Annotated in this window: 25 protein-coding genes; 12 read left to right on the top strand and 13 right to left on the bottom strand. The window is 66.9% G+C overall.

Going from position 1 to position 24698, the window contains the following annotated elements; genetic code table 11:
• Window positions 1–96 precede the first annotated feature (96 nt).
• The gene (locus VARPA_RS12705; RefSeq protein ID WP_013540967.1) at window positions 97–558 is read left to right on the top strand and encodes an Lrp/AsnC family transcriptional regulator; all 462 of its coding nucleotides are present in this window, start codon (window positions 97–99) and stop codon (window positions 556–558) included.
• 101 nt (window positions 559–659) lie between these two features.
• Here the strand turns inward: VARPA_RS12705 and VARPA_RS12700 are convergent, their stop codons facing one another.
• Window positions 660–1289, bottom strand: coding sequence for a TetR/AcrR family transcriptional regulator (locus VARPA_RS12700; protein WP_013540966.1), 630 nt, complete (start codon window positions 1287–1289; stop codon window positions 660–662).
• A 120-nt stretch (window positions 1290–1409) separates the two neighbouring features.
• Here VARPA_RS12700 and VARPA_RS12695 point away from each other — a divergent pair, with 120 nt between their 5' ends.
• A complete protein-coding gene (locus VARPA_RS12695; protein ID WP_013540965.1) occupies window positions 1410–2261 on the top strand; it encodes a metal-dependent hydrolase in 852 nt (283 codons plus the stop codon).
• Here VARPA_RS12695 and VARPA_RS12690 read toward each other — a convergent pair.
• The 8 genes from VARPA_RS12690 to VARPA_RS12655 form a co-directional block, all read right to left on the bottom strand.
• The gene (locus VARPA_RS12690) at window positions 2258–2848 is read right to left on the bottom strand and encodes a hypothetical protein (protein ID WP_041942875.1); all 591 of its coding nucleotides are present in this window, start codon (window positions 2846–2848) and stop codon (window positions 2258–2260) included. The two genes, VARPA_RS12695 and VARPA_RS12690, sit on opposite strands and share 4 nt — an antisense overlap.
• 232 nt (window positions 2849–3080) lie before the next feature.
• A complete protein-coding gene (locus VARPA_RS12685; protein WP_013540963.1) occupies window positions 3081–3332 on the bottom strand; it encodes a hypothetical protein in 252 nt (83 codons plus the stop codon).
• Window positions 3319–3687 carry a hypothetical protein gene (locus VARPA_RS12680; RefSeq protein ID WP_041942874.1) on the bottom strand — a complete coding sequence of 123 codons (369 nt, stop codon included), beginning with the start codon at window positions 3685–3687 and terminating at the stop codon, window positions 3319–3321. The genes VARPA_RS12685 and VARPA_RS12680 overlap by 14 nt, the downstream gene beginning before the upstream one ends.
• 17 nt (window positions 3688–3704) lie before the next feature.
• Complete coding sequence (locus VARPA_RS12675) at window positions 3705–4616, bottom strand: DUF6999 family protein (RefSeq protein ID WP_013540961.1); 912 nt, start codon at window positions 4614–4616, stop codon at window positions 3705–3707.
• On the bottom strand, window positions 4613–6574 hold the full coding sequence (locus VARPA_RS12670; RefSeq protein WP_013540960.1) for a StlD/DarB family beta-ketosynthase: 1962 nt from the start codon (window positions 6572–6574) through the stop codon (window positions 4613–4615). The genes VARPA_RS12675 and VARPA_RS12670 overlap by 4 nt, the downstream gene beginning before the upstream one ends.
• Before the next feature lie 3 nt (window positions 6575–6577).
• Entirely contained in the window at window positions 6578–7522 is a 945-nt protein-coding gene (locus VARPA_RS12665) for a fatty acid desaturase (protein WP_013540959.1), read from the bottom strand.
• Window positions 7506–8288, bottom strand: coding sequence for a sterol desaturase family protein (locus tag VARPA_RS12660; RefSeq protein WP_041942873.1), 783 nt, complete (start codon window positions 8286–8288; stop codon window positions 7506–7508). Before VARPA_RS12660 ends, VARPA_RS12665 begins: the two co-directional genes overlap by 17 nt.
• A gap of 9 nt (window positions 8289–8297) precedes the next feature.
• Complete coding sequence (locus VARPA_RS12655; protein WP_013540957.1) at window positions 8298–9872, bottom strand: phospholipase D family protein; 1575 nt, start codon at window positions 9870–9872, stop codon at window positions 8298–8300.
• A gap of 134 nt (window positions 9873–10006) precedes the next feature.
• Between VARPA_RS12655 and VARPA_RS12650 the strand changes: the two genes are divergently transcribed.
• Both VARPA_RS12650 and VARPA_RS12645 read left to right on the top strand, forming a co-directional pair.
• Window positions 10007–10561 carry a peroxiredoxin gene (locus VARPA_RS12650; protein WP_013540956.1) on the top strand — a complete coding sequence of 185 codons (555 nt, stop codon included), beginning with the start codon at window positions 10007–10009 and terminating at the stop codon, window positions 10559–10561.
• A 55-nt stretch (window positions 10562–10616) separates the two neighbouring features.
• Window positions 10617–12050, top strand: a complete 1434-nt coding sequence (locus VARPA_RS12645) for an aldehyde dehydrogenase family protein (RefSeq protein WP_013540955.1) — start codon at window positions 10617–10619, stop codon at window positions 12048–12050.
• A 105-nt stretch (window positions 12051–12155) separates the two neighbouring features.
• Here VARPA_RS12645 and VARPA_RS12640 read toward each other — a convergent pair whose 3' ends face one another.
• Entirely contained in the window at window positions 12156–13085 is a 930-nt protein-coding gene (locus tag VARPA_RS12640) for a ZIP family metal transporter (RefSeq protein WP_013540954.1), read from the bottom strand.
• A gap of 11 nt (window positions 13086–13096) precedes the next feature.
• Complete coding sequence (locus tag VARPA_RS12635) at window positions 13097–13741, bottom strand: superoxide dismutase (protein WP_013540953.1); 645 nt, start codon at window positions 13739–13741, stop codon at window positions 13097–13099.
• Window positions 13742–13932: 191 nt separating this feature from the next.
• Between VARPA_RS12635 and VARPA_RS12630 the strand changes: the two genes are divergently transcribed.
• The 5 genes from VARPA_RS12630 (at window position 13933) to glp (ending at window position 19190) form a co-directional block, all read left to right on the top strand.
• Window positions 13933–14637: a hypothetical protein gene (locus VARPA_RS12630; protein WP_013540952.1), complete on the top strand. Its 705-nt coding sequence runs from the start codon at window positions 13933–13935 to the stop codon at window positions 14635–14637.
• 85 nt (window positions 14638–14722) lie between these two features.
• A complete protein-coding gene (locus VARPA_RS12625) occupies window positions 14723–16006 on the top strand; it encodes a serine hydrolase domain-containing protein (RefSeq protein ID WP_013540951.1) in 1284 nt (427 codons plus the stop codon).
• A 57-nt stretch (window positions 16007–16063) separates the two neighbouring features.
• Window positions 16064–17224 (top strand): GTP 3',8-cyclase MoaA, encoded by a 1161-nt coding sequence (moaA, locus tag VARPA_RS12620; RefSeq protein WP_013540950.1) that lies wholly within the window; start codon window positions 16064–16066, stop codon window positions 17222–17224.
• 14 nt (window positions 17225–17238) lie between these two features.
• Window positions 17239–17877, top strand: coding sequence for a molybdenum cofactor guanylyltransferase MobA (gene mobA, locus VARPA_RS12615; protein WP_041943544.1), 639 nt, complete (start codon window positions 17239–17241; stop codon window positions 17875–17877).
• Entirely contained in the window at window positions 17874–19190 is a 1317-nt protein-coding gene (gene glp / locus VARPA_RS12610; protein WP_013540948.1) for a gephyrin-like molybdotransferase Glp, read from the top strand. The genes mobA and glp overlap by 4 nt, the downstream gene beginning before the upstream one ends.
• A 13-nt stretch (window positions 19191–19203) precedes the next feature.
• Here the strand turns inward: glp and rnhA are convergent, their stop codons facing one another.
• Window positions 19204–19653 (bottom strand): ribonuclease HI, encoded by a 450-nt coding sequence (gene rnhA, locus VARPA_RS12605; RefSeq protein ID WP_013540947.1) that lies wholly within the window; start codon window positions 19651–19653, stop codon window positions 19204–19206.
• Between the two features lie 29 nt (window positions 19654–19682).
• Window positions 19683–20456, bottom strand: coding sequence for a class I SAM-dependent methyltransferase (locus VARPA_RS12600; protein ID WP_234975000.1), 774 nt, complete (start codon window positions 20454–20456; stop codon window positions 19683–19685).
• On the opposite strand from VARPA_RS12600, the gene gloB reads away from it, so the two are divergent.
• The 3 genes from gloB (at window position 20455) to VARPA_RS12585 (ending at window position 24690) form a co-directional block, all read left to right on the top strand.
• Entirely contained in the window at window positions 20455–21234 is a 780-nt protein-coding gene (gloB, locus tag VARPA_RS12595) for a hydroxyacylglutathione hydrolase (RefSeq protein WP_013540945.1), read from the top strand. The two genes, VARPA_RS12600 and gloB, sit on opposite strands and share 2 nt — an antisense overlap.
• On the top strand, window positions 21231–22844 hold the full coding sequence (locus VARPA_RS12590; protein ID WP_013540944.1) for a transglycosylase SLT domain-containing protein: 1614 nt from the start codon (window positions 21231–21233) through the stop codon (window positions 22842–22844). The genes gloB and VARPA_RS12590 overlap by 4 nt, the downstream gene beginning before the upstream one ends.
• A gap of 82 nt (window positions 22845–22926) precedes the next feature.
• The gene (locus VARPA_RS12585) at window positions 22927–24690 is read left to right on the top strand and encodes a monovalent cation:proton antiporter-2 (CPA2) family protein (RefSeq protein WP_013540943.1); all 1764 of its coding nucleotides are present in this window, start codon (window positions 22927–22929) and stop codon (window positions 24688–24690) included.
• Window positions 24691–24698 lie beyond the last annotated feature (8 nt).

Raw genomic sequence — 24698 nt, 5'->3', positions numbered from 1 at the left:
TAGCGGCCGGAGAGCACGCGTCGATGAGTTCGCGCGGGCTGCGCGCCCTGTCGTAGCATGCCGTTTCAGGTCCCCAAAAAATGAGGAGGCAGCGCGATGAATGCAGGACTCGATGACCTTGACCGCCACCTGTTGAGCCTTCTGCAGGCCAACGCCCGGGACCCCGCGGCGAGTCTGGGGCGCAAGCTCAAGATCGCACGCACGACAGTGGTGGCGCGCATTGCCCGCCTCGAACGCGAAGGCGTCGTTGCGGGCTATGGCGTGCGCCTCGGCCAGAAGCTGGAGCATGCCGCTGTGCGGGCGATCTGCGGCATCAGCGTCGATGCGAAGCGTGCGCCCGCGGTGATCCGGGCGCTCGAGCGCATTCCGGAGGTCGAGGAACTCTCGGCCGTGAGCGGCCAGTTCGACTACATGGTCTTCCTGCGCTGCGAAACGCCGGAAAAGCTGGACGTGCTGCTGGACCAACTGGGCCAGCTCGACGGCATCAACCAGACGCAGACATCGATCGTGCTGAGCCGAAAAATAGATCGCCGAAGCGCCCTTCCTGCGGTTGCCTGAGCCTCTCGCATACCTGATGCCGCTCCTGGAGCCGCGCCGGTGCACGACATCGAAACGCTGATCCTGGCCGCCTGGCGCGCGGCGCGGAGCGCGTCTTCTTCTTAGCGCTGGCTCTCGGCTGCCACGGCGCGCACGAGGCGCGTGGCGGGTGCGACCAGTTCGCGAAGATCACCGGCACGGCCCTGCTCGATGGCCTGCAGCACCAGTTCGTTGATACCGCCGACGACTGTCATCGCCATCTCGCTCGTGAGGTGGGCGGCCGGGCCGCCTTCGGTACCGCTGCTGTTGATGGCGACCTGGATGAAGTTGGCGATCTCGTCATTGACCCGGCGGCGCGCGGTGAGGCCCGGCATGCCGAGCCCCAGGATCTCGACGAAGAGCGTGCGCAGCAGGACCGGGTCCTGTGCGAGGTAATCGAAGTACGCGGTCATCGCCTGCTCGACCTGCGCATGCCAGGGCTGTGCGGGATCGAAGGCTTCGCTCACGGCTTGCAGCGCGAGGCGGCTGGCAGTCTCGTAGAGCGCGATCAGGCACTCGGTCTTGGTACTGAAGTGCTCGTAGAAGGTGCGGCGCGACACGGCGGCCTCGCGCACGATGTCGGCAATGGTCGTGTCGGCGTAGCCCTTGGCCGCCACGGCCTGCGCCATGCCCTGCAGAAGGCGCGCATAGTGCTCGCTTTCGGTGCCTTCGGCGGACTTGGAGGCCACGGTTTTTTCGATGGTGTCGCTCATGAATGGCACATTTTCCTACGTCTCGGTACTTGACAGTACCAGCATCGATCCGCACCATGGAGGCATGCGGTACGAATCTGTACCAGCCTTTCTTCCCAAGATGTCTCGAGGATTGTTTTCATGACTGAGCTCGTTGTCCGCCGCCTGCTGATCGACCTGCAATCGCCCTTTGCCCGCAACTGGTGCGGCGGCGATGCATTCTCGACCGCCTTCTTCAACGCCCTGTCGATGAGCTTTCCCTTCGGCGAGCAATTCTTCATCGACGCCGTGCGCGACGCCGTCGCCACGCTGCCGCCCGAGGTGCAGGAAAAGTACCGCGCCGACGTGCGCGGCTTCATCGGCCAGGAGGCCACGCACCGGCGCATCCATTCGCTCTTCAACAACCACCTGGAGAACCAGGGGCTGGTCGACGGCTGGACGGCGCGCGCGAACAAGCGCCTGGCACTGATGGAAGAAGCCGATCCGCGCCATGCGCTGGCGGTCACCGCCGCCACCGAGCACTTCACCGCGATGTTCGCCGAGTGGCTGCTGGCGCGCCCCGAGATCCTCGACGGCGCGGAGCCGCGGCTGCGCACCATGTGGCTGTGGCACAGCGCCGAAGAGCTGGAGCACAAGTCCGTCGCCTTCGACATCTACAAGGCCACGGGCGGCTCGGACGAATGGCGCAAGCGCTGGTTCCGCCGCGTGACCGTGATGTTCCTCGGCGACCTGATGCACCAGACCATCGACAACCTGCGCCACGAAAAGCAACTGTGGAAGTGGGCGACCTGGAAGAGCGCGGCGCGCATCCTGTTGAGCAAGAACGGCCTGCTGCGCGGCAATCTGGGCGGTTGGCGCAGCTACCTGCGTGCCGACTTCCATCCGGCTCAGCAGGACAGCAGCCTGTCGACACGTTGGCTGGCAGACAACCGCGCGCAATACACGCCCGTGGGTGCTGCGCCAGAGGCGGCCACTGCCGCCGCAGCAGCCTAGAACATGCTGGCGCGGTGCGTGCCGCCAGCGCTGTTCGCTTGCTGGTGGTCAGGGCGCAGGGCCAGGTCGTGCAGGGTGTCGAAATCCGAGGGCGCATCGGGCACCCGCATCACCACTTCGAGTTCGTGCATCGACGCGATCCAGCGACCGGCGGCCGAGTCGGCCGGCTCGTCGTTGGCAAAGGTGCCATCGCGGATGTAGAGGGTTTCGCCTTCGGGGCGCTCGGCGTGGAGCTCGACTAGCCGCGCGATCGAAAAGTTGTACGTCACGAGCTTCTCGCGTGTCTTGCGGTCCTTGCCGCCGCAGTTGAAGGAGCCTTCCGCCGCGATGACGATGCAGGAGCCTTCGACGCCGCCGTCCATGTCGATCTCGTTGCCGGAACGCCAAATGGCGTTGGGCAGGCGCACGCGCACCTTGTCGATCACAAGATCGCGCTGCTTGTTGAGCGTGCCCAGGGGCGGCACCAGCGAACGCAACTGCCGCAGGCGTTCCGCGAAGTTGTCGTCCATGAGGAATTCGACGTGGTGCGTGGCGCTGCCGGACGAGCGCTTGACCACCTGCATGACGACATGGCGAGGTTTGCTCACGGCTGAACCCCTTTGCATGCGTCGACGTCAACGTCCACGCCCGATGCCGGGCAGCCAAGGCCTTGCTGGATTTGTTTTGTCATCGGCTACAGATTAGAACTTTTGAATGAATGCAATCACATGCATCAATTGTGTCTAACTGTATATCGATTAGGTCCGTTTTGGAAGGACATCTGCGACATGTTCGCGCGGACATGTCGCCAAAACGTCGCCGTTTCGTGCTAGCCGAAAGTCAGCCCGAAGAGGCTTCCGACTGCTCCAGTGCTTCGTCCAGCGCCTTGCACGAAGGCGCGCACACGGTTTGCGACTTGCCCAGCACCTGGCGCGTGCGTAGCTGTGAGCGCACGCGGTGCTTGCCGCACATGAAGCAGGACATGGTCGCCCCGCTGAAAGACGCCGAAGCGCGGAACGGGGAACCCGGTGTCTTGGTCTTGTAGCGCAGGCCGTCCGCCACCACTGCCGTCTTCACTTCACCCTTCGCCATGCGTCTTGTCCTTGTTCGTTTTGGCACCGCCCATGGCGCGTGCAATGGCTTCCCGAGCGCTGACTTCAGCCGCAAGGGAAACGTCCAATGCCGAGCGGCAAAGCCCGGCGTGCTGATAGTTGAGGTTCTCATAAACCTCGGATGCGGCCGGATAGGCATCGAGCAGGCGGCCCAGATCGGCGCCTGGCTCGACATCTTCGAACGCATGCACCAGGTGCTCGACCACCGAGCGGTACTGCTCGGCGCCAACGGGTACGGCACTGTGTTCGAGCCGTTCCAGCAGTTGAGCCAGCACATGGGTCACTGCCAGATCGGTCTTGGGGGACGGATTATGGGTCGTGTTCATGGTTCGCATCTGGGGGCAGCATACGCCTATGCAAGTGGCTGGTCGTACAGGGCCGTTTCCGGCTCCCCCGCTTTCCGGGCCGCCTGCATGCGCTGGAGGAGGCTGTGGAGCATTTCCGTGGACAGCCCGTGAATCACCAGCCGGTGCCCCGCCCGCAGGGTCGACAAGGGCACCAGCGGGTGCTTGTTGTTGACCAGGATCAGGTGCTCGGGCGCATTCAGGATCGTCGCCGTGTAGATGCCGATGGTTTCATCCAGTTGCAAGGAGTTGGCCGCGCGCCAGAAGTCGTTGTCGGTCAGCATCAGCTGGTAGAGCGGCGTGAACAGCTCGATGGCGCTCTGCAGGTCGAGGAAATTGAGCTTGCCGTGCGGCATGTCCTCCAGCCGCAGCCCCGGCTCTTTGATCATCGAGAAATCGACCTCCTCCGCCTTGCACAGCGCCACGCCCTTCTCGCGCAGCGCCGTATTGAGGCGAATCACGAAATTGAAGAGATTCAGATCGTGCTTCAGGAACATCTCGTCCTTCAGCGCGTCGATGTCCGCCGGCTCCAGCGGATTTGTGGCCACGGGCGCCGGCGAGTTGCGTCCGATGAACGCCAGCACCTGCGACCCCAGGTGAAAGTGCCGAAGAATCAGCCAGTTCGCCTCGGGCGACACGAAGCGCTTGAGCCCCCACGCCAGAAAGCGATGCAGCAGCATCGAGTGCGACCAGTTGCGCGGCACGAACACTTTCACGATCTGGATCAGGATGATCGTCAGCCGCGCGATTGGCCGGAGGAACGGCAGCAGGTACTGCCGCGAGCCCGAGCTCGAATCCGCCAGCCACGCCGACTTGACGTTGTCCGGCAACGGCGTGCTCTGGTCCAGGTAGAGCGCGAGCCACGGGCTCGGGTCGCGCTCGTCGTGGGCTTGCGTGAGGAATTCAGGCGTTCGACTCATAGGAAACCTCCGCCTTCGGCTGCGGTATTCGCCTTGGGGCGGCCCGGCGGCTCATGGGGCATCCGCTCCGTGATGTGCTGGAACTGCATCAGGTACAGCGCGGCCGTGTGACGCGCGGTGTCGATGATCTGGCGGGCCGCGCGGGCCTGCCCTTCCACGGCCATGACCATCTCCACCGCGGCGAGCCAGCGGTTCAGGTGGTTCTCGTCGTTATGGCCGTGGTACTCGAGAAAGCGGAAGGCGTCGGGCGGCAGCTTCACGCTCGCCTTGATGAGCGGCAGCAGCGCCGGCACGATGCGCTGGCCGGTGCCCTCGATGATGTAGATCGCACCCAACAAACCGATCGGGTCGCGTGTGGCGGCCAGGCCGTGCAGATAGGCATTGAGCGCCTCACCGCCGGGGTTTCGGCGCAGGTCATCGATCTGCGCGACCGTGCCGCCGGCCTTCTTGTAGTCGCTGAAGAGGATGTTGAAGTCGTTCTGCTCTTCGCCCGCATGCACGTCGATCAGGGAGGCCAGCATCTGGTACGGCCCGCTCAGCGAGGCGGCGCCTTCGCGCATCCACTTGCTGCCCTCGCGCACCTGCGGCACCCATTGCTCCATCCAGTTCAGATAGTCGGGCAGCGCGAAGCGGCGCTCGCGGATCTGGCGGATCAGCGGCGTGCGCCAGACGCGGGAGCGGTAGTCGTGCCAGATGGCGGCCAGTTCGGTGAGCAAGGAGCCCAGGCCTTCGGGCGCGGCGGCAGGGTCATGCGGAGGTGCGATGACGAAATCGTCGTCCGGCACGGCAGCAGCACGGGGCGCCGCCATCGTCACAGGCGCCGCATCGGTCGCTTCGACTTCCAGCAGCATGTACGCCGCCATGAAGCGCCCCGATTCGGGCACGTAGCAGAAGATCTGCTCGCCGGGCTTCAAGGTCTTCGTATGAAGGAATTCAGCCAACATGACGAGGATCGACGCGGCCCCCGTGTTGCCGCGCCACGCGAGGTTGCTCCACCAGCGCTCGCGCGGAATCGAGAGATCGGCCTTGTTCATCAGGTCCTCGACCACGGGGATGAATTTTTCCGACGAGTAATGGCACAGGAAGTGATCGACCCGCTTCGGATCGACCCACCCGTCGCGCACCAGCCCTGCGTATTCGTGGATGCCGATGTCGAACAGGTGCGGCAGCAGGCGGATGTCCTGCCGCAGCGACAGCGCACCTGCCGCTTCCGCCTCGGCCCACGAACCGAAGTCGAGGTGGCCACGCGCGCGATCCTCGGTCAATCCGAGCTGCATGCACACGGGGTAGTCGCCCGAGAACGCGCGCTGGTGCACCCACTTCAATTTCAGACGCAACCCGGGCGCGCCGGCCAGCGCAGGCGAGCCATCGGACAGCAGCAACGCGCCCGCGCCATCGGACAGCATCCAGCGCAGGAAGTGCGAGTCGAAGTCGGTCTCATACCCGCGCGCCGCGAAACGCGAGCGCTTGAAAAGCCGCGACGGCATCTCGCTCGCCACCGCCATCGCGCTGCGATGCGCACCCAGCTCGATGCCTTGCGCAGCCGTCTGGATCGCCGACACGCCGGCCGCGCAGATGCCGTGCACGGAGTGCGTCTCCATCGGCTGCGCGGCGAGTTCGCCCTGGATCATGTTGGCGAACCCCGGCATCAGCGTGTCGCCGCCCGAGGAGCCGCTGGCCAGCAGCGACACGCGCGACAGCTCGGCCCCGCCGCGCTGCAGGCAATCGCGGATCGCACCTGCGGCGAGCTGCGCATTCGTGTGCTGCGTCACGCCCTCCGCATCGATGGCGTAGTGCCGCGTGAGGATGCCGTTCTCCGCGAGGATGCGCCGCTTGATGCGCTCGGACATGCGGTTGAGCGGCGCGATGTACGCGTCCATGCGGTCGTTGGGAATGGGCTCGCCCGGCATGAAATAGCCGGCGCTCTCGAGGTACACGCGTTGGAATGAAACAGGCATGGTTCAGTGAGTGAAGGAATCGGGAGGCATCAGCGAGCGGCTGCGAAAACGCGGCCACACGGTCCCCAGCACGAAGACCCGCAGCATGTAGGGAACCAGCCCGCCCTCGTTGAGCACGGGATCGACCTGCGCGCGGTAGCGCGTGTGGTGCAGGTGCGTGAGCTCTGACCAATGGGCATGCGGGTTCTCGTGATGTGCGGTGTGCAGGCCGATGTTGAACAGCAAAGGGTTCACCAGCCCTTCGAAATTGCGCGCGTAGTTCAGCCTGCCACCCGGGGTATCGCGCAACGCCTCTTCGCGAGAGGGCTTGCGGCCATCGGCATGCGCATGCTGCAGGTAGTTGGTCGCGAGCAGCCAGTGCAGGCCGTGCAGTTGCGGCACGATCACGAAAAGCAGTGCCTTGCGCCAATCGAGCGCTAGCAGCACCACCCAGCTCCCGAGCCACAGCACGTACTGAGCGATGCAGTAACTCCAGGCGCCACGCCGATGCGCCCGCAGCCGCTCAAGCCAGCCGACGAACACCGGCATCAGCACCCACACCGCCTGGAACGGATGCAGCAGATAGCCCCACAGGTGGTTGGTATCGCCGCCGAAACGGTAGGTGCGCGCCACGTCCTTCGGGCCATGCCGGTGGCGATGGTGGTTGGCCACGTGCGCAGGCCAAAACACGAAAGTCGGATGGCCCTGCAGCAGCGTGATCCAGAAATCGGTCAACCGGTTCATGCGCCGCCCGCGCCACATGCGCAGGTGCACGTGGTTGTGATGGATCACGCCAATGCCGAGCGTGAGGAACAGCATCAGCGCATAGAGCGGCGCGTTGAAGCCGTTCACCCATTGCCACGCCGCCAATGCCGGCAGCGCGACTAGGTAAGCGAGGCTTTGCCAATCGCGCCAATGCCGCAACCCGGACGAGCGCGGCAGGCGCGACGCCTCAGGCGGGCGTGCCATGCCGCCGCGCCTGCTTGTCCCTGAAGGCCTGGAAGTGCGGCTCGGCCGCATCCGCCGCGATGCGGGTCCTGAACAGCCGGTCCATGAAGGTGAACTGGAAGCCGTAGTTGCCGTTGTGGCAGGCGTGGTGCAGATGATGCCGGCGGCTCGCGGCGAACCAGTGGCTGTACGACACCCCGGTGAAGAAGTCGTAGTTCGAATGCCCCAGGCAGTTGAAGAACAGGCTGAACACCGGCACCGCCGCCAGCGCCCAGAAGCTGAAGTCGTGCACCATCATCGGCAGCAGGATCACGTTGCCCAGCATCAGCGCCTCGATCGGGTGAAAGCTGTAGGTGGCCCACGGCGTCGTCACGAACGAGCGGTGATGCGGCCCGTGAAAGCGGCGCAGGAGGCGCGTATGCAAGAGACGGTGGTTGATCCAGAAATGCACGTCGTTCCACACGGCCAGCACGAGGATCTCGACGGCGATCTGTCGCCAGCCCGCGTCCGCATCGAGCCGCGCCCAACCCAGTTGCAGCAAGCCCCACGGAAACACCATGCCCAGACCGAAGATCAGCACCGAGATGCCCGACTGCCCCAGTTCCCGCCGCAACTGTCCCGGCTGCAATGGCCGCGGATCGAGCACCCGCCCAATGCCAATCGCCGGAAGCACCCGCTTCGTCAACAGCCAGGTGATGGCGCCGAAGCCAAGATAGATGCCGCCAAAGAAAAGCACGCCCCACAGCATGACCTGAAGGGCGGGCAGTGAAGTGAAAGTCTGCGCCATCCCCCGAGGCTACAGCAGCATCTCGGGAACGATGGGGGCGATGAGCATGTTGTAGAAGCGCTGGAAAAAATCCGACTCGGGCTCGGAGGTCAGGATCACCTCCTTCTCGCCGTCGTTGGTGAGCCACTGCAGCGTGCCGGTGTCCTTGGCCAGCCGCAGCCGGTAGGAGTTCTGCAGCTTGCTGATGTTGATGATGCGCAGCATCTCGCGCGCCAGTTGAGGGCTGTCGACCACCAGCCCCATCTCGGTGTTCTGGCTGGCCGAGCGCGGATCGAGGTTCATCGAGCCGATGAAGATGCGCGTCCTGTCGATGGCGGCGGTCTTGGCGTGCAGCCGCCCGAGCGACTTGCCGAACATGCCGAAGCGCTCGCCCTTGCTGGTGCGCTGCGGGCTCAGCTCGTACAGGTCTGCGCCGCTTTGCAGCAGCCGCTCGCGATAGCGCGCGTAGCCGGTGTGCACCAGCGGCTCGTCGTTGGCGGCGAGCGAATTGGTCAGGAGCGTCAGCTTGACCTTGCGCTTGGCCAAGTCGTCAAAGGCCGCCATGCCGCGCTCGCCGGGTACGAGATACGGCGAGGTCAGGTCTACCTCGGTCTTGGCGTCCATGAGCAGCCCCCAGACCTTCATCGTCACGCTGGTAGAGATGGCTTCGTCGGCGGTCATCGTCTCGGGCTTGGTCGGCGGATCGGCAAGGGCACGCGCCTCACCCCACAGGAGGCCCATGCGGCCGCCATCGAGCTCTTCGGCGATCGGGCCATAGCCCAGGATGTCGGAAGGCGGCAGCACGATCTTCGGCGGCGGCGCGGCCATGCCGATCCAGTCGTCGAACTCGGCGCTGCCCGGCATGTGGCCGCCCTCGCCCTTCACGATGTCGGCGATGGGCCAGACCTGCACGCTGTTCCAGTAGGCGTCGAAGATCGATTCGAGCTGCGGCACCACCTTGCCGACCACCAGCGAGTCCATGTCGATGAAGTTCTGCGCTTCGCTCAGCACGAAATACTCGTCGGCGATGTTGCGCCCGCCCACCACCGCCATCGCGCCGTCGGCGATGAACAGCTTGTTGTGCATGCGGTGGTTGAGCCGCACGATCTCGAAAGGCGAGGCCGCGAAGCGCGAGAGAAAGCCGTTGCGCCCGCAGCAGAACGGGTTGTAGAGCCGCACCTGCACATTGGGCGTTTCCGAGAGCGCCAGCAGCAGTTGTTGGCTCTTGACGGTGTAAAGGTCATCCACCAGCACCCGCACCTTCACCCCGCGCGCCGCGGCTTCGCGCAGCGTGCGCAGCAAGAGGCGGCCGACCGCGTCGTTCTCGAGCTGGTAGTACTGCACCACCAGCGACTGCTGGGCGCGCTGCGCGAGCTGGATGCGCGCGTCGAGCGAATACACGCCCAGCGGCATCAGCCGGAAGCCCGAATGTTCCCCGGGCGGCGTTGAAGCGGCGGCGATCTTCGCGAGCCTGGTCGACGGGTCGGCGGAGGCCGCATGCTCGGCGGGCCGGTCCTTCGCCGGTGGCAGCGAACCGCAGGCGGCGAGCGCGGCCAGCAGGAAGCCCGCGAGCGCCATGCGCAGAAGTCGATCCCAGCCGTTCATGATGATGATTGCCCTCGTTCGTTTTCTCGGTCGTTGCCATGAATGAATACGCTGGCAGGCGTGCATCAGTTTCATCCGCCCCAGCGAAAGGGCGTCGTCCTAGAATTCGCGCCACACCGGCAAGGAGTTACATCATGGCCCGCTCGATCCTCTCACGCATCGCCCTGATGACGGCCATCGCTGCTCTCGCGCACCCCGCCTGGGCAGCATTGGACATCGGCGACCCCGTGCCCAAGTTCACCGCCAACGCCGCGCTGGGCGGCAAGACCTTCCGCTACTCGCTGGCCGACGCGCTCGCCAAGGGACCGGTGGTGTTGTACTTCTTTCCGGCTGCCGACTCCAACGATTGCTCGATCGAGGCGCACGCCTTCGCCGAAGCGGTCGACCAGTTCGCGGCATTGGGCGCCACCGTGATCGGCGTCTCGGCCGACGACATCGACACCCTCTCGAAGTTCTCGGTCAAGTCCTGCCAGAGCCGGTTTCCGGTGGCATCGGACGAAGCCAAGACCGTGATCAACGGCTTCGACGCGCTGATGCAGACCCGGCCGGACTTTGCCAACCGGCTGTCGTACGTGATCTCGCCGGACGGCAAGGTCGCCTACTACTATCAGAACCTGAACCCGGACAAGCACGTGGAACGCACGCTGAATGCGGTGCGGGCGCTGCCCAAAGCCACGGCGGCGAAGTAAGGCAAGCCGGCCCCGCGGCCATGGGTTCGGCGTGCTTCGCGCAAAATCCCGCCCCATGCAGCTCAACTACATCGCCAACGCCGACGTCCCGTCCGCCTCCGGCCGCACCCTCCCCGTCATCGACCCCTCCGACGGCCAGCCGTTCGACGAAATCCAGCGCAGCAACGCCGCCGACATCGATTCCGCCGTGCGCGCCGCGCGCGACTGCTTCGAGGGCGTGTGGCACAAGGTCAGCGCCGCCGACCGCAGCCGCCTGCTCTACAAGCTCTCGCAAAAGATCGCCGAGCACGTCGACGAGCTCGCGCTGATCGAGCAGCGCGACTGCGGCAAGCCCGTCAAGCAGGCGCGTGCGGATGCAGTGGCGCTCGTGCGCTACTTCGAGTTCTACGCCGGTGCCTGCGACAAGCTGCACGGCGAGACCATCCCTTACCAGGACGGCTACAGCGTCTTCACCTGGCGCGAACCGCACGGCGTCACCGGCCACATCATTCCGTGGAACTACCCGATGCAGATCTTCGGGCGCAGCGTGGGTGGCGCGCTCGCCGCGGGCAACGTCTGCGTGGTGAAGCCGGCCGAAGACGCCTGCCTCTCGCTGATCCGCGTGGCGCAACTGGCGGCCGAAGTGGGCTTTCCGGCGGGCGCACTCAACATCGTGACCGGCTACGGCCATGAAGTCGGCGACGCGCTGGCGCGGCACGAAGGCATCGACCACATCAGCTTCACCGGCAGCCCGAAGATCGGCACGCTGATCCAGCAGGTTGCGGCCGAACGGCACTGCCCGGTCACGCTCGAGCTTGGCGGCAAGAGCCCGCAGATCATCTTTGCGGATGCCGATCTCGATGCGGCGATTCCGGTCGTCATCAACGCCATCGTGCAGAACGCCGGCCAGACCTGCTCGGCTGGCTCGCGCGTGCTGATCCAGCGCAGCATTTACGAGCCGCTGCTCGAACGCTTGGGCCATGCCTTCGAAGCCTTGCGCGTCGGCCCCGCGGCCATGGACCTCGACGTCGGTCCGCTGATCCGCCAGACGCAGCAGCAGCGCGTGTGGGATTTCTTGAGCGACGCCCAGCACGCTGGCATCCCGATGGTGGCACAGGGCATCGTCGTCGAGGAAGCGCCCGAAACCGGCTTCTACCAGGCACCCACGCTGCTGCGCGACGTTCCGGTCGGCCACCGTCTTGCGCAGGAAGAAGTGTTCGGCCCGGTGCTCGCAGCGATGCAGTTTTCCGACGAAGACGAAGCGGTGGCACTGGCCAACGCCACGCAGTTCGGCCTCGTTGCCGGCGTGTGGACGGCCGATGGTGCGCGCCAGTTCCGCATGGCCCGGCGCGTCCGCAGCGGGCAGGTGTTCATCAACAACTACGGCGCGGGCGGTGGCGTTGAGCTGCCGTTCGGCGGTGTGAAGTCGTCAGGCTATGGCCGTGAAAAGGGCTTCGAGGCGTTGTACGGCTTCACGACGCTGAAGACAGTCGCCGTCAAGCACGGCTGACACCAACCGTTCGGGCTGAACCTGTCGAAGCCTCGCGCAAGGCTTCGACAGGCTCAGCCCGAACGGTATTGGTCGATCGAAGCAGCGCGACAGAGCGCGCCAGATTTATCCGAGCGCCGTGTCCAGCAGCATCATCAGCACGAAGCCGAGCATCAGCCCGCTGGTCGCAAAAGCTTCGTGCCCCTTGCGGTGCGACTCCGGAATGATCTCGTGGCTGATGACGAACAGCATCGCGCCCGCCGCGAACCCCAGTCCCCACGGCAGCAACAGCGCCGAGTGGCCGACGACCGCGGCGCCCAGCACGGCGCCCAGCGGTTCGACCAGCCCCGACGCCATGCCGATCACCACCGCGAACCAGCGCTTGTAGCCGGCCGCCAGCAACGCCACCGCGACCACCAGCCCCTCCGGCACGTCCTGGATCGCGATGCCGGTGGCCAGCGCATCCGCGCGCAGCCCGTTGTTGCCCGCATAGCCCACGCCGATGGCCAGGCCTTCCGGCACGTTGTGCAGCGCGATCGCGAACACGAAGAGCCAGGTGCGCCGCAGTTGCTTGGCCGACTGCCCTTCGCGCCCCTTGATGAAATGCTCGTGCGGCAGCACGCGGTCCATCACCATGAGCACGATCCCGCCCAGCAGGATGGCCGCGCCGATCACGCCGCCCGCCGCCCAGCTGCCGCCGCCGAAAACACCGATGTTCTTCGCCGCGTCGAGGCCGGGAATGATCAGCGAGAAGGCGCAGGCCGCCAGCATCACGCCGGCGCCGAAACCGAAGAGCGTGTCCTGCAGCCGCTCGGGCAGCTTCTGCGAGAACACCACGGGCAGCGTGCCCAGCGCGGTTGCCAGCGCGGCGACCGAGCCGCCGAGCAAGGCGTTCCAGACCACGGGGTCGGACCGCACGAACTGCCAGAACTGCGAGGCCAGCGCCAGCGCGCCGGCGGTGACGATCGCCAGCCCGATCCATTCACGCGTCGAAGGCGTCGATCTCGATCGCGCCGCCGCGACCGAGGCCTGCAGGTGTTGCGACTCGTCATTCATGGGCGTTGTCCTCAATCGCGAATGGCCGCAAGGGCGGCGGCGTGGCGCCGGGCCACCTCGGCCCAATTCACGACGTTGTAGAAGGCCGCGATGTATTCGGGGCGGCGATTCTGGTACTTGAGGTAGTAGGCGTGCTCCCACACGTCCAGACCGAGGATCGGCGTGTTGCCCGAGCCGATGCCGCGCATCAGCGGGCTGTCCTGGTTGCCGCTGCTTTCCACCGCGAGCTTGCCGCCCTTGGCGACCGAGAGCCAGGCCCAGCCGCTACCGAAGCGCGTGAGCGCGGCCTTGGTGAAGGCTTCCCTGAAGACGTCGAAGCCGCCCAGGTCGGCGTCGATGGCCTTGGCGAGATCGCCCGTGGGCGTGCCGCCGCCGCCCTGGCCGACGGGTGCCATCACGGTCCAGAACAGGCTGTGGTTGGCATGCCCGCCGCCGTTGTTGCGCACCGGCGCGCGCAGCGCCTCGGGCAGTTGCTCGATGTCGACGATCAGTTGCTCGACCGGCGTGCCTTCGTGCGGCGTGTCCTTGACGGCCGCGTTAAGGTTGTTCACATAGGTCTGGTGGTGCTTGCCGTGGTGGATTTCCATCGTCTGCGCGTCGAGGTGCGGTTCGAGCGCATCGAAGGCATAGGGCAAGGCTGGCAGGGTGTACAGCACGGTCGAAAGCTCCTTGGTTGAAAGAGCCCTTTGCGTTGTCGACGTGTGCGTACTCAGGCGCCTAGATGATAGTAATTCGCATTGGCGACGTCAAGACATCGCCTCGCGACATGCTGCAAACAAGCCAAATCGGGCACCTGCCGCGGCGAGCCCGATACACTGCCCCGCGTCCTTCGAAAGGCTTTGCACCGATGAAACTGCACCGCGTCCTGCCCCTCGTGCCGACCTTCCTGCTGCTGCTCTTCGGCGCGGGCCTCGCCAGCGCCCAACTGGCCACCCCGCCGGCCGGCGATTACATCTACGAAGGCGGCGGCGGCTCGCTGCAGGTCAAGCCGAACGGACGCTTCAACATCACCACGGTCGGCTCGAATGCCCACATGTGCACGCTCGACGGCACCATCGCGCGGGGCAAGGCCAAGATCGACGACACCGGCTGCGTGGTGAGCTTCACGCTCAAGGGCGGCAACGTCGAGGTCAGCACGAACGGTTCCGACGACTGCCGCCAGAGTTGCGGCATGCGCGCCTCGTTCGAGGGCACCTTCATCAAGCCGACGCCGGCCTGCGCCGACAAGGCGGTGGCCGCCACCCGCAAGACCTTCAAGCGCCAGTACGACGCCAAGGACTACACCGCCGCCCTGGCCACCCTCGCCCCCGTGCTCGGCGATTGCGGCAAGACGCTCGACTGGATCAGCACGGGCCGCATCCGCAACGACCTGGCACTCACGCAGTTCAAGCTCGGCGACCGCGCCGGCTGCCTCAAGACGCTGGAGACTCTGGCCGAAGACGCCGCCCGGACCGACCAGGGCGTACGGGACAACTACCCGCCCGCAGACGCCGACGACATCCTGCCGGTGGTTCGCGCGACCCGCACGAACCTGAAGCTCTGCCGCGGCTAGCCAGCCCCGCAAAACAAGATTCCCAGACGGCGCCAAGACCGTCGCACCAGCCTTCCATCAACGACAAAAGGACGGAGACAACACCATGAATTTCTTCAAGCGCACCCTGCGCACGGCCGTGCTCGGCCTCGGCCTGGCGATGCCGCTGCTGGCTGCGGCACAGTCGCTGCCGACCGCTTCCCCGGAACGCGTCGGCCTTTCCACCGAGCGCCTGCAGATGCTCACCGACGTGCTCAAGGCCGACGTGGCCGCCGGCAAGATCCCCGGTGCGGTGCTGCTGGTGGCCCGCCAGGGCAAGGTGGCCTGGTTCGAGCCGGTCGGCAAGCTCGATGCGGCCGCGGGCACACCGATGCAGCGCGACGGCATCTTCCGCATCTATTCGATGAGCAAGCCCATCACTTCGGTGGCCGCGATGATGCTGGTGGAAGACGGGCGCCTGAAGCTCGACGACCCGATCTCGACGTACCTGCCCGAATACGCCAGCATGACCGTCGGCGTCGAGAAGCCCGGCGCCGACGGCAAGCCGGTGCTCGAAACGGTGCCCGCGCGCAAGCCGATCACCGTGCAGGACCTGATGCGCCACACCTCGGGCCTGACCTACGGCTTCTTCGGGCCGGGCCTGGTCAAGCAGGCGTACAACGCGGCCGGCCTGGGCGCCAACGACCCGACCAACGCCGAGTTCTCGCAGCGCCTGGCCAAGCTGCCGCTGGCCTACCAGCCGGGCACGACCTGGGACTACAGCCAGTCGACCGACATCCTCGGCCGGGTGATCGAGGTGGTCTCGGGACAGTCGCTCTACCAGTTCGAGAAGGCGCGCCTCTTCGACCCGTTGGGCATGAAGGACACCACCTACTACGTGCCCGAACCGGCGCGCCAGCCGCGCATTGCCGAACCACTGCCCACCGACCGCAGCTTCGGCGTGGGCGCCGACCTGAACGATCCGCGCATCGTGCGCAAGCTCGAGTCGGGCGGCGGCGGACTGGTCTCGACGGCCGGCGACTACGCCCGCTTCCTGCAGATGCTGCTGAACGGCGGCTCGCTCGACGGCAAGCGCTACCTGGGCCCGCGCACCATCGCGCTGATGACAGCCGACCACTCCAACGCGGGCGCCGGCATCGTGCCCGGTCCGCTCTACCTGCCGGGCCCGGGCTACGGCTTCGGCCTGGGCTTCGCGGTGCGCCGCAACGACGGCGAGGCGCCCTACCCCTCGGCCGGCGGCGAATACAACTGGGGTGGCGCGGGCGGTACCTACATGTGGGTGGACCCGAAGAACGAGTTGTTCGTCGTGCTGATGCTGCAGTCGCCCAAGCACAGAACGCATTACAGAACATTGACCCGGGACATGGTTTATGCGGCGGTGATCAAGTAGCCTGCGTCCAACGGGCCCTTGAGGCCTGGCGCAAAATCGGGCACTCCCCTCGAAGCCATGAAGAACAGCAGCAGCCACAGCACCGTCATCCCGATCTCCCGGATCGGCCGCACGCCACCCGCCGTGGCCGTGCCGGACATCGCCGTGCCCGCCACGGGCCTGCTGCGCGACCGCCTGGGCCGCCCGCTCACCGACCTGCGCATCAGCGTGACCGACCGCTGCAACTTCCGCTGCAGCTACTGCATGCCCAAGGACGTGTTCGACAAGGACTACAAGTACCTGCCGCACAGCGCGCTCCTGAGCTTCGAGGAAATGACACGCCTGGCCCGCCTGTTCGCCGCGCACGGCGTGCGCAAGATCCGGCTCACCGGCGGCGAACCGCTGCTGCGCAAGAACATCGAGGCGCTGATCGAGCAACTGGCCGAAATACGCACGCCCGACGGCGCACCGCTGGAGCTCACCCTCACCACCAACGGATCCCTCCTCGCCCGCAAGGCCGCCGCGCTCAAGGCCGCCGGCCTGCAGCGCGTGACGGTGAGCCTGGACAGCCTGGACGACGCCGTCTTCCGCCACATGAACGACGTCGATTTCCCGGTGGCCGACGTGCTGGCCGGCATCGACGCAGCCCGAGCCGCGGGCCTCGGCCCGATCAAGGTCAACATGGTGGTCAAGCGCGGCACCAACGAGCAGGAAATCCTGCCGATGGCGCGCTACTTCCGCGAGCACCACGGCGGCAGCGTGGTGCTTCGCTTCATCGAATACATGGACGTGGGCGCCACCAACGGCTGGCGCATGGACGAGGTGCTGCCCTCGGCCGATGTCATCGCGCGCATCGCCGGCGAATTCCCGCTGGTGCCGCTTGAAGCCACGACCCCCGGCGAAACCGCCCAGCGCTGGGCGTATGCCGACGGCGGCGGCGAAGTCGGCGTGATCAGCAGCGTGACCCAGGCCTTCTGCCACGACTGCAGCCGCGCGCGCCTGTCGACCGAGGGCAAGCTGTACCTCTGCCTCTTCGCCAGCGCCGGCCACGACCTGCGTCCGCTGCTGCGCGGCACTGCCAGCGACGATGACATCAGCTCCGCCATCGGCCACGTCTGGCAGGGCCGGGCCGACCGCTATTCCGAGCTGCGCGCCCTGCGCGGACCCGACAGCACCGATCACGGCGATGCAACCGACAAGGCGCCGCGCCGCGTCGAGATGAGCTACATCGGCGGATGACGGGACCCGCCGCCATGCCTGCGCACCCCGCCATCGCGCCCGCCGACATCACCGGCTTGCTGCTGGCCGGCGGACGCGGCTCCCGGATGGGCGGCGTCGACAAGGGACTGCAGAACTTCAACGGCGTGCCGCTCGCCCTGCATGCGGTGCTGCGCCTGGGCGCGCAGGTCGGCCAGATGCTGATCAATGCCAACCGGAACCTGGCGGCCTACGAAGCCTTCGGCGTTCCGGTATTGACCGACAGCCTTGCAGATTACCCGGGGCCGCTCGCGGGCTTCCTCACGGGTTTCGAGAATTGCGAGACGCCCTTCCTGCTCACCGTGCCTTGCGACACGCCGCGCTTTCCGACCGACCTGGCGGCGCGCTTGGCCGAAGCCCTGGAAGCCGACAACGCCGAGATCGCGATGGTCACCGCGCCCGATACCGAAGGCGGTGCGGCGCCCGTGCTGCGCCCGCAGCCCGTGTTCTGCTTGCTGCGCACCCGTCTGCACGAAAGCCTGATGCGCTTCACCGAAGGCGGCGGCCGCAAGGTCCAGGCGTGGACCGCGCAACACCGCACCGTGTTCGTTCCCTTCGACCGGCCAGGCGATGCGCCTGACGCCTTCTTCAACGCCAACACGCTCGCCGAATTGCAAGCCCTCGAAAATCGATGAGCAGCCTTGCCGACATCGCTGCAGCACTCCCTCGCCATGACACCGACGCGCTGAGCGTCGATGCGGTCCAGGCCTCGCTGGCCCAACTGGTCGCGCCCCTCGTCGTCACGCAGCGCGAGAGCGTGTCGCTGCGCGACGCGCTGGGCCGCGTGCTGGCCGAAGACCTCATCTCGCCCGTGAGCGTTCCGCCGCACGACAACTCGGCGATGGACGGCTACGCGTTCGATGGCGCGATCCTTCCGACCGACGCTCCCGCCGACCATTCCATCAAGCTGCGCGTGGTGGGCACCGCGCTCGCCGGTGCGGCCTGGCGTGGCGCGCTTGTCCCGGGCGATGCGGTGCGCATCATGACCGGCGCAATGATGCCGGCCGGCCTCGACACCGTGATCCCGCAGGAGTTCTGCCGGGTCGAGGGCGACGTGGTGAGCTTTCCCGACCGCGTGCTGCGCCGCGGCGACAACCGCCGCTTCGCTGGCGAAGACCTCATGAAAGGCCAGCCGGCCCTCAAGCGCGGCGAACGTCTCTCGCCGGCCGCGCTCGGCATGGTCGCGAGCCTCGGCCTGCCCGGCGTGCCGGTACTGCGAAAGTTGCGCGTCGCCTACTTCTCGACCGGCGACGAAATCCTCTGCATCGGCGAGCCGCCCCGCGAAGGCGCGGTGTACGACAGCAACCGCTACACCGTGTTCGGCTTGCTCACGCGGCTGGGCTGCGAGGTGATCGACCTCGGCCTCGTGCACGACGATCCCGTCACGCTGGCCGCGACGCTGAAGCGCGCCGCGCGCGAAGCCGATGCGATCGTCACCAGTGGCGGCGTGAGCGTCGGCGCCGCAGACCACACGCGCGATGTGATGCAGCAGATCGGCGAGATGGCCTTCTGGCATGTCGCGATGCGACCCGGCCGGCCGCTGGCGGTGGGCCTGATTCCGCGCGAGGGCGACGAGCACCCGGGCCCCGCCGTGCTGTTCGGCCTGCCCGGTAATCCGGTGGCCGTGATGGTCACTTTTCTCGCCTTCGTGCGGCCCGCGTTGCTGCGGATGATGGGCTGCCACGACGCTGCCTCGGCGCCCCCGCCGCTGCTGCGCGCACGCAGTGCCGGGCCGATCCGCAAGAAACCCGGGCGCACCGAATACCAGCGGGGGTTCGTGAAGGCCGTGGCGGGCTCATTGCCCGAGGTCCGCGTCGCGGGCAACCAGGGCTCTGGCGTTCTGAGCTCGATGGTCGAGGCCAACGGGCTGGTGGTGCTGCACCACGACCAGGGCCACGTCGCTGCGGGCGAGGAAGTCGACGTGATGCTGTTCGACGGCGTGATCTAAGCCGTCGTCCTCTTCAGATCCGCCCCAGCGCTTTGTCCACGCCCTTGTTGGCGAGCATGTCGGCGCGTTCGTTGCCAGGGTCGCCCGAGTGGCCCTTGACCCAGCGCCATTCGATCGTGTGGCCGCCCTCGGCCACCAGCTTGTCCAGCCGCTGCCAGAGCTCGACGTTCTTCACCGGCTGCTTGCTGGCGGTCATCCAGCCCTTGGCCTTCCAGCCGCGGATCCACTCGGTGATGCCCTTGCGCACGTACTGGCTGTCCAGGTAGAGCAGCACCTTGCACGGGCGCTTGAGCGCGGCCAAACCCTCGATGACCGCGGTCAGCTCCATGCGGTTGTTGGTGGTGTTGAGTTCGCCGCCGAACAGTTCCTTTTCGGTGGCGCCCGACTTGAGCCACGCGCCCCAGCCCCCGGGTCCGGGGTTGCCCTTGCATGCACCATCGGTGTAGATCACGACTTCGTTCAAGCTCTCTTTTCCTTGTTTCTCTGTTCAATTCAATCCGTTTGATCCCGCTGGTGCCGATGCACCTTGCCCGCGATCGACACCGGCGCCGTGGCGCGTGCCGCGGCGCGGCGCCAGTCCGCGCTCAGGAGGCGCATGCCGCGCACCCGCTTGACCGCCACCAGGAAATACGCCGCCCCGAAGATCGGCCACCAGCGCTCGCCGGCCTTGTCCATCCAGCGGCAACGCTCGAGCCAGGCGTCGCTGCGCACCGCAGGCCGGTAGATGCCGAAGCGCCCCGATTCCACCTCGAAGCTCAGGAGCCGCAGCCAGTCGCGCATGCGCCAGTAGCCGATGAACTCCCCGCCTTCGGGCAGGTAGAGATCGCCGACGCCGAGCTTGCGGTACAGGTGCGCGCGCCGCTGGCGCATGCCCCAGAGGCTGGCCGGATTGAGCCCGCAGATCACTACGCGGCCCTCGGGCACCAGCACCCGCTCGACCTCGCGCAACGTGGCGTGCGGATCGGGACTGAGCTCCAGCGCATGCGGCATCACCACGAGATCGAGGCTGTTGGCCGCGAACGGCAGCGCCGTGAAGTCGGTCAGCAGCGTGGCCTTGGCCGGGCGCATCGGATCGCTCAGCGCCAGCCAGCGGTGCGGCATGCGGTTGGTGCGCAGGCCCTCGACTTCGGGTGCGCCCAGCTGCAGCGCGTGATAGCCGAACACATCGGCCACCGCCTGGTCGAACTGGGCCTGCTCCCACGCGAGGAGGTAGCGTCCCGGGGGGGTCGCGAACCAATCCTGCAAACCTATAATTTGACCGCTCATGACCCTCGTTCCGCTGCCCGCCTTCGCTGACAACTACATCTGGATGCTGCACGACGGGTCCAGCGCCATCGTCGTGGATCCGGGCGACGCCCAACCGGTGTTCGATGCGCTGGCGCACCACAAGCTGCAGCTGGCCGCGATTCTAGTCACGCACCACCACGCCGATCACACGGGCGGCGTGGCCGCGCTGCATGCCGCCACGGGTGCGCCGGTGCACGGCCCCGCCCGCGAGCGCATTCCCGAGCCCTTCATGCCGTACGTGCAAGCCGACATCGCCCAAGCGCTCGGCCTTCGCTTCGAAGTGATCGATGTGCCGGGCCACACGGCCGGCCACATCGCCTACTTCCTTCCGGCTGCAGAAGACAGCGAGCCATTGCTCTTTTGCGGCGACACGCTCTTCTCGGGCGGCTGCGGTCGCCTCTTCGAAGGCACGCCCGCGCAGATGCTGGCCTCGCTCGACGCACTCGCCGCACTGCCCGACGACACGCGCGTGTGCTGTGCCCACGAATACACACTTGCTAACCTGCGTTTCGCTCGCGCGGTGGAACCGGGCAACGCCGATCTGACTCACTACAACGCGCGTTGCGAAAGCCTGCGCGCACAGGGGCAGCCCACGCTGCCCTCGCAGTTGGCGACCGAACGCCTGATCAACCCCTTTCTTCGCAGCCGCGAAGCCACTGTCCTTCGAGCGGTGCGCGCGCACGCCGAGCTTTCCGCCAACGCGGCCGAAGCCGATGTGTTCGCCGCACTGCGCCAATGGAAAAACGACTTCCGATGAAATTTATCGCTGCCACCTGCCTTGCAGGTTCACTGGTGCTCGCAGGCTGCGCGGCACCGACCGACAACAACTCCTCATCCAGCACTTCCCCCAAGATCGGCACCACGGCCGGCGGCACCGGCTCCAAGGTCGCCGGCAGCGCCGCCCCCGTCTACCCGCGTGACGCCCTCTCGCCCCTCTCCAGCGGCGAGGCCCACTCGCAGAGCGTGGTCACGCTGGCCCCGCCGACCGACATGTGGGACCGCATCCGCCGCGGCTTCAAGATGCCCAACCTCGAGAGCGACCTCGTGCGCGACCGCGAGCAGTGGTACGCCAGTCGGCCCGACTACATCCAGCGCATGACCGAGCGCTCGAACAAGTACATGTTCCACATCGTCGAGGAACTCGAGCGGCGCAACATGCCGACCGAACTCGCGCTGCTGCCGTACATCGAGAGCGCGTTCAACCCGCAGGCCGTCTCCAGTGCACGCGCAGCGGGCATGTGGCAGTTCATGCCGGCCACCGGCACCGACTTCGACCTGAAGCAGAACATCTTCCGCGACGACCGCCGCGACGTGCTGGCCTCCACCCGCGCCGCGCTCGACTACCTGCAGAAGCTCTACGGCATGTTCGGCGACTGGCAGCTCGCGCTGGCCGCCTACAACTGGGGCGAAGGCAGCGTGAGCCGCGCCATCGCCAAAAACCAGCGCGCCGGCCTGCCCACCACCTACAGCGACCTCAACATGCCGGCCGAGACGCGGCTGTACGTGCCCAAGCTGCAGGCGGTGAAGAACATCGTGGCCAATCCGCAGGCCTTCAACGCCGAGCTGCCGCTGATCGCCAACCACCCGTACTTCCAGACCGTCACGCTCACGCGCGACCTGGACGTCGAACTGGCGGCAAAGCTGGCCGACGTGCGCATCGAGGACTTCCGCGCGCTCAATCCCGCCGCGCACAAGCCGGTGCTGATCGCCGCGGGCACGCCGCAGATCCTGCTGCCCTGGGACAACGCGGCCGTGTTCCAGCGCAACTTCGACGCCTACTCGCAAGGCCAGTACGCGAGCTGGACCGCCTGGGTCGTGCCCAACACCATGACGGTGGCCGACGCCGCCCAGCGCTCGGGCATGAGCGAGAGCGACCTGCGCGCGATGAACAACGTGCCGCCGCGCATGCTCATCAAGGCCGGCTCCACGCTCATCGTGCCGCGCGGCGCCCGCGTCAAGGAAGACGTGGCGGCCGTGGTGGCCGATGGCGGCCACCTGAGCTTCCAGCCCGAAATCGTCAACCGCCGCACCACCGTGAAGGCCGGCCGCAACGACAGCGTGGCGAGCATCGCCCGCCGCTACAAGCTCGCGCCCTCCAACGTGGCCGAGTGGAACGACGTGAAGCCCAACCACGCATTCAAGCGCGGCTACAGCGTCGTGGTGTACCTGCCGGTGCGCGCGGCACCGGCCGCTCGGGTCGGCGCCGGCGTGGCGGTGGCGCGCGGCCATGCCGCGGCGTCCTCGAAGCGCAGCAGCGCACCTGCTCAAGCCAACACGGCCCGCGGCAAGAACGTCGTGAAGGTGCCGGCCGGCAAGCAGGTCGTGCGCGAGAAACGCGGCGGCACGCCGTCGAAAAAGAAGCGCTGAGAAAGCGCAAAAAAGGCGCTGAGGAAGCGCTGCCTCCCACCGGCGGGCAGCGCCGGAACACAACAAAAGGGAGGGCCATGCCATGGCTGTTGAAGGAAGCGCGGGCGATCTCGTCAAGGTCGTCACGCTGTTGGGAGCCGCGGTCGTCGCCGTTCCCCTGTTCAAGCGGCTGGGCCTCGGCTCGGTCCTGGGTTACCTGGCCGCAGGGCTGGCCATCGGCCCGTTCGGCTTCGGGCTTTTCACCGATCCGCAGACGATCCTTCACACCGCCGAACTCGGCGTCGTGATGTTCCTGTTCGTGATCGGGCTGGAGATGCGGCCCTCGCACCTCTGGAGCATGCGCCGCGACATCTTCGGCCTCGGCAGCCTGCAGGTGGTGGTGTGCGGCATCCTGCTCACCGGCGTCGGCATGGCCTTCGGCTTTCCGCTGGCCGTGTCGTTCGTCTGCGCGATGGGCTTCGTGCTCACCTCCACCGCCATCGTGATGCAACTGCTGGGCGAGCGCGGCGACATTGCCGCGCCGCGGGGGCAGAAGATCGTCGCGGTCCTGCTCTTCGAAGACCTCTTGATCGTGCCGCTCCTGGCCATCGTCGCCTTCATCGCGCCGGTGGATCCGGCGCAGCAGGCCATCGCGCCCTCGCGCTGGATCGGCGTCGGCATCGCCGCGGGCGCGCTTGCCGCGCTGGTGGCTGCCGGCGTGTGGCTGCTCAATCCGCTGTTCCGCATCCTGGCCAACTCCAAGGCGCGCGAGGTCATGACGGCCGCGGCGCTGCTGGTGGTGCTGGGCGCCGCACTGCTGATGCAGTTGGGTGGCCTTTCGATGGCCATGGGCGCATTCCTCGCGGGCGTGCTGCTGTCGGAATCGACCTTCCGCCATCAGCTCGAGGCCGACATCGAACCCTTCCGCGGCCTGCTGCTGGGCCTGTTCTTCATCGGTGTGGGCATGTCGCTCGACCTCGCGGTGGTGGCGCAGAACTGGCAGCTCATCGTGGCCGGCGTGGTGTCGATGATGGTGGTGAAGGCGCTGTGCATCTACGGCGTGGCGCGGCTCGCCAAGAGCTCGCCCGCCGACGCGCTCGACCGCGCGGTGCTGATGGCGCAGGGCGGCGAGTTCGCGTTCGTGCTGTTTTCCGCCGCGCTGGGCGCCAAGGTGATCAGCCCGACGGTCAACGCCAACATGACCGCGGTGGTGGTGCTGTCGATGGCGCTCACGCCGCTCGCGGTGCTCGCGCACCGCCGCTTCGCGCCGGCCTCGGCCGCCTCGATGGAGGGCGTCGAGAAGGCCGAGGGGCTGGCCGGCAACGTGCTGGTCATCGGATTCGGCCGTTTCGGCCAGATCGCGATACAGGGCGCGCTCGCGCGCGGCGCCTCGATCTCGATCATCGACACCGACACCCAAGTCATCCGCGACGCCGCCGAATTCGGCTTCAAGGTGTATTACGGCGACGGCTCGCGCGCCGACGTGCTGCACGCCGCCGGTGCGCACAGCGCGCGCGTCGTCATGGTGTGCGTGGACGACAAGGCCGCGACCACGCGCATCGTCGAGCTGCTGAAGGCCGAGTTCCCGCATGCGCAGTTGCTGGTCCGCTCCTACGACCGCGAGCACATGCTGGAGATCGGCAAGCTCGACGTCGAGTTCCAGATCCGCGAAACCTTCGAATCGGCGATGGTCTTCGGCCGCCAGGGTGTGCTGGCACTCGGCGCCTCCGGCACCGAGGCCGACGAGGTCATCGGCGAACTGCGGCGGCGCGATGCGGAGCGCGTCGTGCTGGAGATGGCGGGCGGCATCTTCGCGGGCCGCGCGCTGGTGCAGGTGAACACGGAAGCCCACGGCAAGGGCACCTGAGTCCCGGC

The organism is Variovorax paradoxus EPS (genome assembly GCF_000184745.1).
GTDB classification, from domain to species: domain Bacteria; phylum Pseudomonadota; class Gammaproteobacteria; order Burkholderiales; family Burkholderiaceae_C; genus Variovorax; species Variovorax paradoxus_C.
Note: the sequence above shows the minus strand (reverse complement) of the source record. Positions and strands in the feature narration are given on the sequence as shown.

Excerpts from the sequence above, each read along its gene's own strand:
- VARPA_RS12705 (WP_013540967.1), top strand. The coding sequence starts at position 97 with ATGAATGCAGGACTCGATGACCTTGACCGCCACCTGTTGAGCCTTCTG.
- VARPA_RS12700 (WP_013540966.1), bottom strand. The coding sequence starts at position 1,289 with ATGAGCGACACCATCGAAAAAACCGTGGCCTCCAAGTCCGCCGAAGGC.
- VARPA_RS12695 (WP_013540965.1), top strand. The coding sequence starts at position 1,410 with ATGACTGAGCTCGTTGTCCGCCGCCTGCTGATCGACCTGCAATCGCCC.
- VARPA_RS12685 (WP_013540963.1), bottom strand. The coding sequence starts at position 3,332 with ATGGCGAAGGGTGAAGTGAAGACGGCAGTGGTGGCGGACGGCCTGCGC.
- VARPA_RS12680 (WP_041942874.1), bottom strand. The coding sequence starts at position 3,687 with ATGCGAACCATGAACACGACCCATAATCCGTCCCCCAAGACCGATCTG.
- VARPA_RS12675 (WP_013540961.1), bottom strand. The coding sequence starts at position 4,616 with ATGAGTCGAACGCCTGAATTCCTCACGCAAGCCCACGACGAGCGCGAC.
- VARPA_RS12670 (WP_013540960.1), bottom strand. The coding sequence starts at position 6,574 with ATGCCTGTTTCATTCCAACGCGTGTACCTCGAGAGCGCCGGCTATTTC.
- VARPA_RS12665 (WP_013540959.1), bottom strand. The coding sequence starts at position 7,522 with ATGGCACGCCCGCCTGAGGCGTCGCGCCTGCCGCGCTCGTCCGGGTTG.
- VARPA_RS12660 (WP_041942873.1), bottom strand. The coding sequence starts at position 8,288 with ATGGCGCAGACTTTCACTTCACTGCCCGCCCTTCAGGTCATGCTGTGG.
- VARPA_RS12655 (WP_013540957.1), bottom strand. The coding sequence starts at position 9,872 with ATGAACGGCTGGGATCGACTTCTGCGCATGGCGCTCGCGGGCTTCCTG.
- VARPA_RS12650 (WP_013540956.1), top strand. The coding sequence starts at position 10,007 with ATGGCCCGCTCGATCCTCTCACGCATCGCCCTGATGACGGCCATCGCT.
- VARPA_RS12645 (WP_013540955.1), top strand. The coding sequence starts at position 10,617 with ATGCAGCTCAACTACATCGCCAACGCCGACGTCCCGTCCGCCTCCGGC.
- VARPA_RS12640 (WP_013540954.1), bottom strand. The coding sequence starts at position 13,085 with ATGAATGACGAGTCGCAACACCTGCAGGCCTCGGTCGCGGCGGCGCGA.
- VARPA_RS12630 (WP_013540952.1), top strand. The coding sequence starts at position 13,933 with ATGAAACTGCACCGCGTCCTGCCCCTCGTGCCGACCTTCCTGCTGCTG.
- VARPA_RS12625 (WP_013540951.1), top strand. The coding sequence starts at position 14,723 with ATGAATTTCTTCAAGCGCACCCTGCGCACGGCCGTGCTCGGCCTCGGC.
- moaA (WP_013540950.1), top strand. The coding sequence starts at position 16,064 with ATGAAGAACAGCAGCAGCCACAGCACCGTCATCCCGATCTCCCGGATC.
- mobA (WP_041943544.1), top strand. The coding sequence starts at position 17,239 with ATGCCTGCGCACCCCGCCATCGCGCCCGCCGACATCACCGGCTTGCTG.
- glp (WP_013540948.1), top strand. The coding sequence starts at position 17,874 with ATGAGCAGCCTTGCCGACATCGCTGCAGCACTCCCTCGCCATGACACC.
- gloB (WP_013540945.1), top strand. The coding sequence starts at position 20,455 with ATGACCCTCGTTCCGCTGCCCGCCTTCGCTGACAACTACATCTGGATG.
- VARPA_RS12600 (WP_234975000.1), bottom strand. The coding sequence starts at position 20,456 with ATGAGCGGTCAAATTATAGGTTTGCAGGATTGGTTCGCGACCCCCCCG.
- VARPA_RS12590 (WP_013540944.1), top strand. The coding sequence starts at position 21,231 with ATGAAATTTATCGCTGCCACCTGCCTTGCAGGTTCACTGGTGCTCGCA.
- VARPA_RS12585 (WP_013540943.1), top strand. The coding sequence starts at position 22,927 with ATGGCTGTTGAAGGAAGCGCGGGCGATCTCGTCAAGGTCGTCACGCTG.